The organism is Rossellomorea sp. FS2, from assembly GCF_047915635.1.
Classification (GTDB): domain Bacteria; phylum Bacillota; class Bacilli; order Bacillales; family Bacillaceae_B; genus Rossellomorea; species Rossellomorea marisflavi_A.
Genome location: NZ_JBLRVS010000004.1, coordinates 91,341 through 104,817 on the forward strand (window position 1 = coordinate 91,341; position 13,477 = coordinate 104,817).

Sequence of the window (13,477 nt, forward strand, 5' to 3'; positions counted from 1 at the left end):
AAGATGACCAAAAATGTAGAAGTAGAAATCTTTGAAATCATTTCAAATGGAGGGAACGCAAAAGCCATCGCCTATGAAGGACTTTCCATGGCGCATGAGGGGAAATTCGATGAAGCCGATCAGCTCTTGAAAGACGCACATGTGGAGCTGAACAAGGCCCACAACACCCAGACATCGCTGATTCAAGCGGAGCTGAACGGAGACAGCTTCGAAAAGTCCCTTCTCATGATCCATGCCCAGGATCACCTCATGACTTCCATCAGTGAGATAACGCTCATCGAGCAGATGATCCCTATGTTGAAACGCATCCACCAATTAGAAACCCGATAAGGAGGAAGAATAGATGAGTAAACGACTCGGAGTATCAATTTATCCCAATCATTCAAAGGTGGAAGATGACAAAGCGTACCTTGAACTGGCTTCTTCCTATGGATTCAAACGAGTATTCACCTGTCTTCTATCAGTAGAGGGGGAAAAAGACGCGATCCTTGCAAACTTCAAGGATACCATCTCTTTTGCAAAAGAGCTCGGCATGGAAGTCATTGCAGACATCTCACCGCGCATCTTCAAGGAGCTGAACATCTCTTATGATGATCTCTCCTTCTTCGCAGATCTGGGAGCCCATGGCATCCGTCTCGATATGGGGTATACCGGGCAGGAGGAGTCCATGATGTCCTTCAATCCGTATGACCTGAAGATTGAACTCAATATGAGCAATGCCACAAAATACATCGACAACATCATGACTTATCAGCCCAACAAGGACGCACTCCTAGGCTGTCATAACTTTTATCCTCACCGCTACTCGGGGTTGTCTTATCCTTTCTTCGTCGAGTGCAGTCAGAAGTTTAAAGATCTCGGTATGAGGACCGCGGCATTCGTCTCTTCGGAAGATGCGACATTCGGACCCTGGCCGGTAGTCGAAGGGCTTCCCACCCTTGAAATGCACCGGGACCTTCCAATCGACGTCCAGGCAAAACACCTTTTTGCAACGGGGCTGATCGATGATGTGATCATCAGTAACGCATATGCTTCCGAACGGGAATTGAAGCTCCTCAGTTCTCTTAATCTTCAAAAAATCACGTTCTCTGTGGATGTGGGGGATACTACTACGGAACTTGAAGAAACCATCCTGTTCGAGGAGCCTCATTTCTACCGCGGGGACGTGTCGGATTATATGATCCGTTCCACCCAGAGCCGGGTGAAGTATCGCGGCCGGGAGTTCGCTCCCCATAACACCCGTGACATCAGACGTGGAGACATCATCATTGAGAATGACCTGTACGCCCAATATGCCGGTGAGCTTCAGATCGCCTTGAAAGACATGAAAAATTCCGGTAAGACGAATGTGGTCGCCCGGATCCGCGAAGAAGAGATCGTCCTCCTCGATTATCTGCAACCATGGGGCAAATTCGCCTTCGAAAAAAGAGGCTGAGAGATGGGGAGAATCATAGGAATAGACGCAGGTGGGACGAAGACACAGGCTCTCGTGATGGATGAGCAACGGAATGTGCTCTTCGAATCGGTTGCCGGTCATGGCAATCCTTCCGTATCATTTCAACAAGCCATGGAACACCTTACATTGATTCTCAATGACTGTCTGCATGACGGAGACGCAGATGCCATCGTCATCGGGATGGCCGGGCTTCAATCGGGGCCGCTTGAGGGACGGGTGAAGGACGTTCTCGCACCCCTGTCTCCCTCCCCCATGTGGATCATCAGTGATGCTGAGCTGGCATTCGACAGTGCGATCGGTGACGGCGACGGGATCCTCACCATTGCGGGAACAGGATCCATTTCCCACGGCCGCCACGGTACGATGACAGGCGTGACCGGAGGGTGGGGCCATCTTCTCGGTGACGAGGGGAGTGCCTATTCCATTGCTATCCAGGCCATTCAGATCATCACTTCTGAAATCGATCGAGATGTCCCCATGTCTCCCCTCTCACATGCAGTGATGAAGGAGATTGGTGCTGTTGACGGGAAGGGGTTGAAAGGATTCATCTACACATCCGATAAGGGGGAAATCGCCTCCTTGTCCAAGATCGTGGATGCATGTGCTCAGGACGGGGATGCTTCTTCCCAGATGATCCTGCAAAAAGCCGGGGCTTCCCTAGGAATGCAGACCGTTCAGCTCGCCCGTAACCTTTCCCTTTCATCGTTGAAGGTGGCCATAAAGGGAAGCGTTTTGGAAGCAAGCAACGCAGTTCAGACATCTTTTAAAAAGGTAGTCTCAGAAACCTACCCAGATGCGACTATCCTTTTGAGTCCAATGTCCCCGGCCTTGGGTGCCGTCACGACTTATTCAAGAATGAGGAGGAAACATTAAATGGTCAAACGTCTAGCCGTAGGGCTCATGTCAGGCACATCCGTCGATGCGGTGGATGCTGCCCTCGTATCCTTGGAAGGGACGGGAAGCAGTGCAGCCTGCACGCTGATCCATTACACCTCCACCCCCTTCCCACAGTCAGTCAAAAAGAAAATCTTCGAGGTCATCAGTGAGGAACACTCATCCACTCCTGCCCTCTCCAGCCTTCACTTCGAGCTTGGCCGCATATACGGGGAGGCCGTCATTGGGCTTTGCACGGAAGCAGGTGTTCCGCTGGAGGATCTCGATGTCATCGGATCCCACGGGCAGACCGTATTTCACCAGCCTTTCCCCACGGCGGATTCTGTCCCTTCCACTCTCCAGATCGGTGAGCCCAGCGTGATCGCATACATGACGAATACTGCCGTTGTATCAAACTTCAGGTCCATGGACGTCGCTGCAGGTGGCGAGGGAGCCCCCCTCGTTCCCTACACGGAATACATCCTCTACCGGTCGCCTGGAGTGGGGCGCCTTCTTCAAAACATCGGTGGAATCGGGAATGTAACCGTCCTGTCCAAGGACGGATCCCTTGAAGACGTGTACGGATTCGATACAGGACCGGGAAATATGATCATCGACGGGCTATGCGAGAGGCTTTACGGCAAGCCATTCGATGAAGACGGGGCCATTGCTTCTACGGGGAATGTGCATGAAAAGATTGTGGAAGAATGGATGGAATGGGAAGCAGGGTTCTTCTCAAGGAAGCCCCCTAAATCAACTGGCAGGGAACAGTTTGGGGATATTTTCATCCACCGCATCATAGAGGAGTTCCCTCACCTTCCGAAAGAAGATCTCATCGCATCGGCGACGTACTTTACGGCCCGCTCTATCGTTGATGCCTATAAGACGTTCATCTTTCCTTTCTATGAGGTGGATGAAATCATCATTGGCGGAGGAGGAAGCTATAACTCAACCCTCATCCGCATGATGAAGGAATTGCTTCCAACCCGCACTCTCCTCACGCAGGAAGAAATAGGCTACTCATCCGATGCCAAAGAGGCCATCGCCTTCGCCCTTCTTGCGCACGAGACGTTGAACGGGCAGCCGGGGAATGTACCGGGTGCGACCGGTGCCGGGAATTATGTGATCCTTGGTTCCATCACCCCTGCCCCGTTTCCCGGAAAGAACTGAATCTACAAGAATATCAGAAAGGCGGGATCACCCATGATCACTTCGTCTATCAAGCAATCATTCATAAGCATTGTAGGAGAAGCTTACTACTATGACAGCCCCGCAGAGAGGCTCGTCTATTCATACGATGCCACCCCTAACTATCAGGCGATGCCTGATGCCATCCTCTCTCCCTCTTCAGCCAAGGAGATTGCAGGGATCGTGAAGGTGTGCGGAGAGCATGGCATACCGATCGTACCGAGGGGGTCAGGTACCAACCTGTGTGCCGGCACCTGCCCTACCGAGGGCGGAATCGTCCTCCTCTTCACACGGATGAACAGCATCCTGGAACTCGATGAGGAGAATCTCACCGTCACCGTCCAGCCCGGTGTGATCACGGGGGAACTCATAGCCTCCGTTGAAGCGAAGGGTCTCTTTTATCCACCGGATCCAAGCTCCATGAAGATCTCCACCATCGGCGGGAATATCAACGAAAATTCCGGTGGCCTCAGGGGCCTCAAATACGGGGTGACACGTGACTACGTCCTGGCCTTGGAAGCTGTACTTCCGAACGGAGACATCATCCGGACGGGCGGAAAGCTCGCCAAGGATGTGGCCGGTTACGATCTGACGAGGCTCCTTGTCGGTTCGGAAGGGACGCTCGGAATCATCACTGAAGCGACACTGAAGCTCGTGCCGCTCCCGGAAACGAAGAAGACGATGCTTGCCACATACGGAGACATGGAGGCTGCGGCCAGGAGTGTTTCCCATATCATCTCCGGCAAGATCATTCCGGCCACCCTGGAATTCCTCGATCAGCCGACCCTCGCTGTCGTCGAGGATTTCGCCAGGATCGGTCTCCCTACAGAAGCGAAGGCCGTCCTCCTCATCGAGCAGGACGGACCCGCTGAACTCGTCACAAGGGATATGGAGAGAATGAAGGAGATCTGTTTGGAGCACGGCGCCGTATCCGTTGAGCTTGCTGCTACACCTGAAGAAGCAGAAGCCCTCAGGACGGCTAGACGATCCGCCCTCTCTGCCCTTGCCCGGTTGAAGCCGACGACCATTCTGGAGGACGCCACCGTGCCTCGTTCTGAGATTGCCACGATGGTCTCGGCCATCAATCGCATCGCCGAAAAATACAAACTCAACATTTGTACGTTCGGGCATGCAGGTGACGGGAACCTCCATCCAACCGTCGCAACCGATGCAAGGGATCACGAAGAGATGGAGCGGGTGGAAGCGGCCTTCGCCGACATTTTCTCTGAAGCGATTTCGTTGGGCGGTACGATCACGGGAGAACATGGTGTGGGGATGATGAAGGCGCCATATCTTGAATGGAAGCTTGGACCCGAGGGGGTGAATGCCATGAAGCTCATCAAACAGGCATTCGATCCAAGTAATATCATGAACCCGAATAAAGTATTTGCCAAAGAATCCAGGAAGCGCGTGGTGATTTCACGATGAGTGAACGAACGAAGATGCAACAGGAGTTCAAGGAACGGATGGATGAGGATGAACTTCTTAATTGCATGCGATGCGGATTTTGCCTCCCTTCCTGCCCGACCTACATCGAATCAGGATTCAAGGAATCACACTCTCCCCGCGGCAGGATCGCCCTGATGAAGGCCGTCGTCGACGGGGTCATCGAACCGGACGAAGATGTGGAACGTTCCCTCGATCTATGTCTGGGCTGCCGCGCCTGCGAGCCCGTCTGTCCTTCAGGGGTGAAGTACGGGCACCTCCTGGAAGAAGCAAGGGATATCATCAACAAGAACAAAAAGCACTCCATTCGAGAGAAGGTCGTAAGAAAGACGGTATTTTCCGGGCTGTTCCCCCACCCTGACAGGATGCGGACCGCCACTTCCCTGCTCGGCTTCTATCAGCGTTCAGGAATCCAGAAAGCCGTGAGGGCATCGGGACTCATGAACATCCTGCCTGATCACTTGGCCACGATGGAAAAGGTCCTGCCCAAGGTGCCAAGACGCGGTGATATGACCGATCGTCCGCGTCACCTGGAGCCTGCAGGAACCAAAAAGAAAAAAGTCGCCTTCTTCAGCGGTTGTCTCATGGATACGCTGTTTCTCAGCACCAACAACGCAACGACGACCCTCCTCCAACAGGCCGGGTGTGAAATTGTCATTCCACAAGCCCAAACATGCTGCGGGGCCCTTCATGGTCACAGCGGTGAGAAGGACGGAGCGAAAAAGCTTGCCAAAGAAAACATCGCCGCGTTTGAACGTTGCGGTGCCGATTACATCATCACCAATGCAGGGGGATGCGGTGCCTTCCTTGTGGACTATGATCATCTATTGAAAGAAGATCCGGAATGGAATGCTCGGGCAGAGCGTTTCACTGCTAAAATCAAGGACATTTCATCCATCCTTGTCGAACTTGGATTCCACGGAAAAGATTTGAAGGTAGCACCTCAGATCATCACGTATCAGGATTCCTGTCACCTCAGGAACGTACAGAAGACGTTCCTCGAGCCACGCATGCTCCTTCAGGCAGTCGGTGGTGCCGAGTACCACGAGATGAAGCAGGCAGACCACTGCTGCGGTTCTGCCGGCATTTATAATATCGTCGAGTCCGACATGTCGATGAAGATCCTGGATACGAAAATGAAGCACGCCAAGGACACAGGGGCCATGACCATCGTCACCTCGAATCCCGGCTGCCTCCTTCAGATGAAACTCGGAATCGAACGTGAAGGGCTGTCTGACACCGTGCGGGCCGTCCATATCGTTGACTTTCTCCTTGAAGCCGTCCTCTATAAAGAAGAAGGATGATCCTCCATGCAGGATCATCCTTCTTCTTTTCTCCAACCTACTGCTTCTTTGACTTCGGGAACATGAAATAAACCAGAAAGAAGAAAACGAGACCATATCCCGAGAGAAGCAGAATGGCAGACTCCGCTCCTTTTGTCACCCAAAGACCAATGGTCACCAAGATCACAATCAAAAAGCTCGCCCACACCCATTTGTACATGTCCCATCCTCCTTATGAAAGCGTCCGCTTTCTACTCCTATGTACGCATGGCGCGATGAAAGGTTTCATAAAAAAGGAAACCTATTCCTCTAGCCAACTCCATACATGATCTTCAAAATTCGGTTCCTTCCATGCTAGGATTGCCTTCTCCTCCCCTTGTTCCTTCACCTGATGTTGAAAAAAAGCATCCCCTAGGTAATACCCAAGTCTGTTGAACCCAAAGCGCCTACCGCCTCTGATGGAAAACCACTCGCCAAACACTTCAACTGGGGAATGGGTGGAAACGTCTTCAATAAAAGCTTGTTTCATCTCTGATGTGTGGGCTTCAGCGAAGGATAACCAATCCGTTCCTTCTTCATTGAAATGGAAGTAAACTGAGGGAGGCAGCCCCCTCACCACACGCCTTGAGAAGTGGGTCGCTGCTCCCTCTTGATTCATCCAAACAAGGGGGCTGTTCCAGTTCAATCTATTCCACACCATCCCTGCTCGATCAGAAAGAATATTTTGAGCGGCATGTCCAAATTCATGGGCTACAATGGTTTTCAAGTGCCGAGAGACAGGTGATAACCTTTCCAGAGCAAAAGTAATATCGGGTATGATTTCCCTATGGGTGTAGGCATTCGATCCGAATCCCCCTACAATTAAATTCACGTTAATCGGAAATTCAAGTCCGAAAAGCCGTTCGTACTCACCCACACATTCATGAATAATGGGAGAAATACGCTTATGTGTGAGGCGAATGTCGGCAAGGCAAGAAGGATACTGATTGAGGGCAGAGATAAGTCTTTCTTCCGAATCCTTACAGTGATAGGCAAAATACTCTATGAAGCTCCCGGAGTACTCATTGTGATATCTCCTCAAGGTATCAATCTCTCCATCCATCTTTTCAAGAAAGTACGGGACTGTGTCAAGAATGTTCAAAGAGATTCCTCCTATTGACTGACATACATCCCCTTAAGTTTACCATAAAAAGGGATATACTGAAGTACCCTCACCCCTTATTTACATAAAAAAGCTCATAAACCCTAAACTTCTCATATGGATTCTCCGCAAATCGACCGGTAAGGTCCACTTCTGCTTTCAAGCGAAATAGAGGATGATCTTCCATATAGTGAATATAATCATCAGGGCTGTAATACAGGATAATGTCCACGTCTCTTGGGTGCCCTTCTACGGAATGAAGAATGTTATTGATGACGCTCATGAAGATCTGGACAGAAAACGGGTTGAAAAAATAAAAGCGGTTATCCCGGGGGTGAATGGCATAGTCCTCTGCCAGGCACTCCTTGAAGTGGACGTTATTTTTCCGGATTCCGGCATGCCGGAGATAATGATCCAAGTTCACCATGGCGTCCCGGTAGAAGTCCCTGTTCATTTCAACACCGATTGTTGTACATTTGAACCGGTGGTGAAGATAAAAGTTCAAGCGTCCCTTCCCGCATCCAAAGTCCACAACCCGGTCTGATCTGGAGAATGGATACTGCTCGCAAAACTCATCCAGCGCCTCATACGGCGTCGGTTCATATCGATGATAGTGAAAAGACCGGTGGAAGCCCATTTGCCGTTTATCTGTCTCGATGTGAAGCAGGCGGTCGTAATCTGTTTTCATAAGAATCTCCCTAACAGGCTCTAAGCCCTTTGAATTACGTCCATTATACATGAATCACTTCAAAAGAATGGAATCCTGCACCTCCGCCATACTAAATACATGCACTTCCCTCCCGCATGTGGTAGGGTGAATGTGTTCTCATCAAATGGATAGGAGTGATCGCAGTGCAAAACAAAGAACAGCGCAAACAAGAAATACTCGCTGCCCATCTGGACAGGCATGCAACGAAGGAATTCGATCCTGAGAAAAAGGTTTCCGATGATGATTTCCGATTCATCATGGAAGTCGGGCGTCTTTCTCCCTCTTCATTCGGCTTCGAGCCGTGGCGTTTCCTCGTGATCCAGAGCGAAGAGCTCCGTCAAAAGATCAAGGATGCGGCATGGGGAGCCTACGGGAAACTCCCTGAAGCGAGCCACTTCGTGATCCTGCTCGCCAGGACGAAAAAAGATACACGCTACGATGCGGACTATCTTCAGCAGCACTTCAAAGAAGTGAAACATATGCCCGATGAGCATCTTCAAAAATACTTGAGCAGAATCGAAGAATTCCAGAAAGAAGACTTCAACCTTCTTGATGGTGACCGCCCGCTTTACGACTGGGCAGGCAAACAAACCTATCTCGCACTAGGCAATATGATGACGGCTGCAGCCGAAATCGGAGTGGATTCCTGTCCGATTGAAGGCTTCCACATTGAAAAGATGAACAAGCTCCTTGAGGAAGAAGGACTTCTTGAAGATGGCAGCTTCAGCATCTCTGTCATGGTGGCATTCGGATATCGCGTGAAGGATCCGGCAGAAAAAACCCGCCGTCCGTTTGATGATATCGTGAAATTTGTATAGAGTGAATGAATAAAAGCCGGCATCCGCCGGCTTTCTTCATGTAATTCCAGGATTCAATTCGATATAAATGGTCGTTCCTTTATTTGGTTCGCTTTTCACAGTGATATTCCCTTTCATGGCTTGAACGATAATATGGGCCGCCATGACCCCGAGGCCCGTCGACTCATCTTTGATGGTGAAAAAGGGTTCCCCGAATCGTCTGATTTGATCCTTCGTCATGCCTACTCCCGTGTCGCAGATCGAAATGAGTACTTTCTCCTTCTTTTCCACCTTTACCGTCAGTTTACCTCCGGCAGGCATGGAATCGATGGAATTCCGCATCATATTCATCATGCACTGACTAAAGCTGCGGCGTTGCCCTCGTATGAATACCCCTTCCTCCAGCTCAAGATACACCCTTATTTTCCGCTCCGACGAAAAAGACTCCAATTCGTTTGCTACTTCCGTGATGGCCAAACGGACATCGATCAGTATAGCCTCATCCGGTACAGCATCCGTGAACGTCAGATAGTCTTCGATCACACCTGTTGCCTGTTCAATGCCCACCAGGGACAGCTCGATGAACTGCCGCTGCAGCTCCACATCCTTCTCTTCCCTGATCAGTTGAAGGAATCCTTTAGAAGAAGTCAGGGGATTCCGGACCTCATGGGAAATACTCGCTGCCAGCTGCCCCACCATGTTCAGCTTCTCGAGTTTCTGTTCCTTTCGCTTCAAGGTGATGAGATTACGGATCATCTCGGCACAAAGAATGGCAATGACAGACGCTGCAACAGGAACAATCAGCAGGAGCATGTATTCCTCAGCTTTTGTCTTCGGATCATACAGCTCGCCGAAAGACAGATTGAATAGTGACATATATGTACACAGGATGATCATGATCCCCAGTTTCCACTTCAATGAATAGTAAGAGAACCTCTTACTGATTGGGACAATGACCAGAAACGCCAAAAGATAATTGAAGATCACCAGATGGATCAGTTCAGGACCGATGAGAATGAATCGGAACACGACGATGACCGCGACTAGGATAATCGAAACGAGGGGACCGAAGTAAAGGCTTGCCAAGAAGAAGGGGATCCTCCTCAAATCTGCATAAACGCCTTCAGTGATCTCATAGCTGAACAGCATGCATAAGAGGATAACAGGAATCGCCACCATGAGGGCACAGACCTTCGAGGGGAATTTCTTCTTTAAGTCATAATACAGTGCAAAGAAGAGCAATCCGGTAATGATAAATAGAAAATCCAGCAATAGTAATGTCAAGGCTTCCGGATACATCGTATCCCCCCATCCTGATCTTCTGTCATGAATGAACCTTCGGCAAAATGCACACCGGTAATCGAATGGCTGCCGTGCTCCCTCCGATCAGGACTCCCCTGGCGTTGAATAATGGATGACAGGTCACATCATAGGACGCGTCACCATCGGAAAGGGTAAAGGTGATCTTCTTACTCATGGTCATGCGGCAGCTGATCACTTCCTGCTTCATTTGCATCAGCTGTTCAGACCCGCTGCCTTTATCCATCTCCACGTCGGTCCTTCCGACCGCAAGGACAGGATCAAAATCTGCGTGAGGATTAAAGAGCCACGTGTAGCGCAGATTCAGGTCGAAATGTGCCAATACCACTTTCGAATGCCTCAAAGCAAAAAAGAACGGACTCTTTTCCATACCGAATACAGAATAGTGGAATCCAAGCAGGTCGGCGAGGTCCTCTGCTAGCTTTTCACTGGGAGCTCTCAAGCCATTCTCGATCTTCGAATAATAAGATCTGTCAATATGTACGAGTTTGGCGACTTCATCCTGGCTTAAGCCCTTAACCTTCCGCATCCTGCCAAGCCAAGTTCTTTTTTTGTGCTCCATCTGCATCCCTCCGAGTTGTTCCTAGTTATATTATACTGAGAAGGGATTTAAAAGCTATGTGCCTATTTTGTCACTCTTGCTAAATTCCGTAAATTTGTTAAAAGGAACTAAAGAAAAGGTAATATCAGAAAATGAAAATAGGTCTTACGGACGTATTTTTTTGAATTTTCCTCCTTCTAAGGAGTTTTATACAAAAGGCAATATGATGGAAAAAGCCCGCCTAAATACCCAGGCGGGCTTTGCTTTTCATCGTTTAAACCAATCCGCCCCTTCATCTATATGAAGGAACGGAATATCTGTGTCCACTTCCCCTTCGATTCTCTCTTTCCCGATCTCTTTTCCATGCAGCCATTCGGTAAAATCGAATTCAACCGGTTCTCGATCTCCGCCGAGGGCGAACCATGCTTTTCCTTCTTTAGGGAAATAGGCGGATGTATGGATGGTCCCCGCCCAGCTTCCATAAAGCTCGGAGAAGACTCCTTTATCACGGTCATTCATTAGCCTGAAGGCTTCCCCGGCTTCCAGTCCCGGGTGCTCTTTCAGGATGGAAAGCCTCCTCATGGAATCTCCAAGATGATTTCGATTCTCCCCTACTTGGATGTCGAAGTGATTCGTGCACGCGTGATCTTCCCTTACCTCGATTCCACGTGGAGAGGCCTCCACGATCTTCGTCCTCCCCTCTGCATCATGGAGCACATAGCTGAAGGAATTGCGATGGGGGATTTCCTTCAACATGTCGACTGCTTCTGGCACATTCCTGCATGACTCAAGCAACAGACGTCCAATCATGCAGCAGATGAAACCCGGCCCCGGGTTCTTGCGGTGCATGAAATTATAGCCGATGGCCAGCCCGTGTTCATTCATGCCATCCATACGGCCCGTCGTACGCTGGCTCGGACCAATCATGGCATATCCCCCATCAGTAGGCTGGAAGAGCATATACCGGCCTTCGTAGGTTTTTGGGTGATAGTCATAGTTCCGTATGAGATAGCCGTTTCCAGTCATGATGGAGCAGCCTGATTTTCCATAAGGGACCCGATACCCGCCGAATTCCCTCAGCACCGATTCCATCGGCCACCCAAGGGCTTCCTGAAGGCCTAGAATTTCTTCCCACACATAGGGGGCGAACCGCTTGATGGCCGTCTCCGCTTCTTCCTGATCAATGTCAAATCTCGGTCTTCTCACTTTCCATTGATTCTCTCGGTTCCGTACCGTCAAGGAACCCTTCAACTTATCTCCCTGCATCTTCCCGAATTCGAAGTGAGTACCCCTGAACTGAATGATATCACTATGGATTTTCTTCATACTATAAACCCTCTTTTTCTCTATTTTCCCTCATCATAAAGGATGGAACCAGAGAATGAAAGCAAACCTCCTTCAATTCAAAAACCCTTCTGATACCAGAAGGGCCCCACTCTTATTTTTTGACGATATGATCAATGATCCCGTATTCCAGCGCTTCCTCCGCCGTCATGAAGTAATCCCGGTCGGTATCGACTTCGACTTGTTCCAGGGGCTTTCCCGTCCTTTCCGCGATGATTTCATTGAGATGCTTACGAAGTTTGACGATCCGTTTCGCGGAGATCTCGAGGTCAGTCGCCTGCCCACGTGCCCCCCCGAGAGGCTGGTGAATCATGATTTCACTATTCGGAAGGGCCATCCGCTTCCCCTTGGTGCCGGCAAGGAGGAGCATGGCACCGAAGGACGCGGCCATCCCTGTACAGATCGTCCTCACCTCCGGAGTAATATACTCCATCGTATCGAAAATGGCAAAACCGGCGGAAGTCGAACCACCGGGACTATTGATGTAAAGGGAGATATCTTTGTCAGGCGCATCTGCCGCCAGGAACAGGAGCTGGGCGACGATACTGTTGGCCATGGCATCGTTGATTTCATCGCTTACCATGATGATCCGGTCCTTCAGCAGTCTTGAATAGATATCGTAGGAGCGCTCCCCGTTACTCGATTGTTCAATCACATACGGTATGGCATTCATCTTGTATCCTCCTCCATTATGCTGCGCTGGAGAGGTTGAGGGAGGAGTGGACATGCAGACGTTCACCGCTGACCGTCGACTGACGGGCTAACAGCGTCGGGATAAACTGAAGAAGAAGGGCAGGATCCTGTGCACGAAGGGTACGGAGCAGGATGGCATCCAGTTGTTTTTGAATGTCGGAAGGTTCCTCCATGCCAGGCTCATCCTGCAGATTTTTCAGTCTGTTCCTTGCACGACTCAATAGCGCCTTGATCCCGGTTTCACTCATGTTTAATATGGAAGCAATCTCTGCAATGCGGAACTGAAATGCTTCTTTCAGAACGAAGGTGACCATCTACTTCGGGGTAAGGTGACGGAGAAGGTGGGCGCAATCAAAACCAGACAATTGATACGACTGCTCTTGACGTGGAGCTTCCACCGTTTCCCATCTCCGCTTACGCGTTACATCAATCCACACAGAATAAGCGATACGCTTCAGCAGTGCTTGGGTCCACTCCTCATGTCGGTTATGTTCCAATGCCCTGGCAAGAGACTCTTGTGCAATCTCGTCGGCATCCCACTGATTTTTCGTCAGAAAGCGGCAGTATCGTAGGAGACTGTCCCTTTGTTCCTTCATGCCGCCTGGGTGAGGCGACTTTTCTACAGGTTCCATATCCTTCACTCCTTATCATCCTCTCACACTACTAACGGATGGGAAGCCGAAAAA

Annotated in this window: 16 protein-coding genes; 7 read left to right on the forward strand and 9 right to left on the reverse strand. The window is 50.2% G+C overall.

The window, feature by feature from the left end; all coding sequences use genetic code 11:
- Positions 1-3: 3 nt before the first annotated feature.
- From ACNA6I_RS11075 to ACNA6I_RS11100, 6 genes are read left to right on the forward strand one after another with little or no spacing between them, the layout of a single operon-like run.
- The gene (locus ACNA6I_RS11075) at positions 4-330 is read left to right on the forward strand and encodes a PTS lactose/cellobiose transporter subunit IIA (protein ID WP_048005032.1); all 327 of its coding nucleotides are present in this window, start codon (positions 4-6) and stop codon (positions 328-330) included.
- Between the two features lie 13 nt (positions 331-343).
- Positions 344-1,435, forward strand: coding sequence for a DUF871 domain-containing protein (locus tag ACNA6I_RS11080; RefSeq protein ID WP_148795846.1), 1,092 nt, complete (start codon positions 344-346; stop codon positions 1,433-1,435).
- A gap of 3 nt (positions 1,436-1,438) precedes the next feature.
- Complete coding sequence (locus ACNA6I_RS11085; RefSeq protein WP_416313295.1) at positions 1,439-2,329, forward strand: BadF/BadG/BcrA/BcrD ATPase family protein; 891 nt, start codon at positions 1,439-1,441, stop codon at positions 2,327-2,329.
- Positions 2,330-3,499 (forward strand): anhydro-N-acetylmuramic acid kinase AnmK, encoded by a 1,170-nt coding sequence (gene anmK, locus ACNA6I_RS11090; RefSeq protein ID WP_416313296.1) that lies wholly within the window; start codon positions 2,330-2,332, stop codon positions 3,497-3,499.
- 33 nt (positions 3,500-3,532) lie between these two features.
- A complete protein-coding gene (gene glcD / locus ACNA6I_RS11095) occupies positions 3,533-4,945 on the forward strand; it encodes a glycolate oxidase subunit GlcD (RefSeq protein ID WP_416313297.1) in 1,413 nt (470 codons plus the stop codon).
- Complete coding sequence (locus ACNA6I_RS11100) at positions 4,942-6,267, forward strand: (Fe-S)-binding protein (RefSeq protein ID WP_251527569.1); 1,326 nt, start codon at positions 4,942-4,944, stop codon at positions 6,265-6,267. Before glcD ends, ACNA6I_RS11100 begins: the two co-directional genes overlap by 4 nt.
- Positions 6,268-6,304: 37 nt before the next feature.
- On the opposite strand, the gene ACNA6I_RS11105 is transcribed toward ACNA6I_RS11100, so the two are convergent.
- From ACNA6I_RS11105 to ACNA6I_RS11115, 3 genes are all read right to left on the reverse strand, one after another.
- The gene (locus ACNA6I_RS11105; RefSeq protein WP_156183439.1) at positions 6,305-6,466 is read right to left on the reverse strand and encodes a hypothetical protein; all 162 of its coding nucleotides are present in this window, start codon (positions 6,464-6,466) and stop codon (positions 6,305-6,307) included.
- 81 nt (positions 6,467-6,547) lie between these two features.
- Positions 6,548-7,387: a hypothetical protein gene (locus ACNA6I_RS11110; protein WP_048016229.1), complete on the reverse strand. Its 840-nt coding sequence runs from the start codon at positions 7,385-7,387 to the stop codon at positions 6,548-6,550.
- A gap of 70 nt (positions 7,388-7,457) precedes the next feature.
- On the reverse strand, positions 7,458-8,075 hold the full coding sequence (locus ACNA6I_RS11115; protein ID WP_416313298.1) for an SAM-dependent methyltransferase: 618 nt from the start codon (positions 8,073-8,075) through the stop codon (positions 7,458-7,460).
- Between the two features lie 164 nt (positions 8,076-8,239).
- Between ACNA6I_RS11115 and ACNA6I_RS11120 the strand changes: the two genes are divergently transcribed.
- Complete coding sequence (locus ACNA6I_RS11120; protein ID WP_048005039.1) at positions 8,240-8,914, forward strand: NAD(P)H-dependent oxidoreductase; 675 nt, start codon at positions 8,240-8,242, stop codon at positions 8,912-8,914.
- Positions 8,915-8,950: 36 nt separating this feature from the next.
- Here the strand turns inward: ACNA6I_RS11120 and ACNA6I_RS11125 are convergent, their stop codons facing one another.
- From ACNA6I_RS11125 to ACNA6I_RS11150, 6 genes are all read right to left on the reverse strand, one after another.
- Complete coding sequence (locus ACNA6I_RS11125; RefSeq protein ID WP_416313299.1) at positions 8,951-10,177, reverse strand: ATP-binding protein; 1,227 nt, start codon at positions 10,175-10,177, stop codon at positions 8,951-8,953.
- A 40-nt stretch (positions 10,178-10,217) separates the two neighbouring features.
- Positions 10,218-10,775: a helix-turn-helix transcriptional regulator gene (locus ACNA6I_RS11130; protein ID WP_053072217.1), complete on the reverse strand. Its 558-nt coding sequence runs from the start codon at positions 10,773-10,775 to the stop codon at positions 10,218-10,220.
- Positions 10,776-11,021: 246 nt separating this feature from the next.
- Positions 11,022-12,080 carry a C45 family autoproteolytic acyltransferase/hydolase gene (locus ACNA6I_RS11135; RefSeq protein WP_048016231.1) on the reverse strand — a complete coding sequence of 353 codons (1,059 nt, stop codon included), beginning with the start codon at positions 12,078-12,080 and terminating at the stop codon, positions 11,022-11,024.
- Positions 12,081-12,192: 112 nt separating this feature from the next.
- A complete protein-coding gene (clpP, locus tag ACNA6I_RS11140; RefSeq protein ID WP_048005042.1) occupies positions 12,193-12,771 on the reverse strand; it encodes an ATP-dependent Clp endopeptidase proteolytic subunit ClpP in 579 nt (192 codons plus the stop codon).
- A 16-nt stretch (positions 12,772-12,787) separates the two neighbouring features.
- Positions 12,788-13,105, reverse strand: coding sequence for a sigma factor-like helix-turn-helix DNA-binding protein (locus ACNA6I_RS11145; protein ID WP_416313300.1), 318 nt, complete (start codon positions 13,103-13,105; stop codon positions 12,788-12,790).
- Positions 13,106-13,423, reverse strand: coding sequence for a hypothetical protein (locus tag ACNA6I_RS11150; RefSeq protein WP_416313301.1), 318 nt, complete (start codon positions 13,421-13,423; stop codon positions 13,106-13,108).
- Between the last annotated feature and the right edge of the window lie 54 nt (positions 13,424-13,477).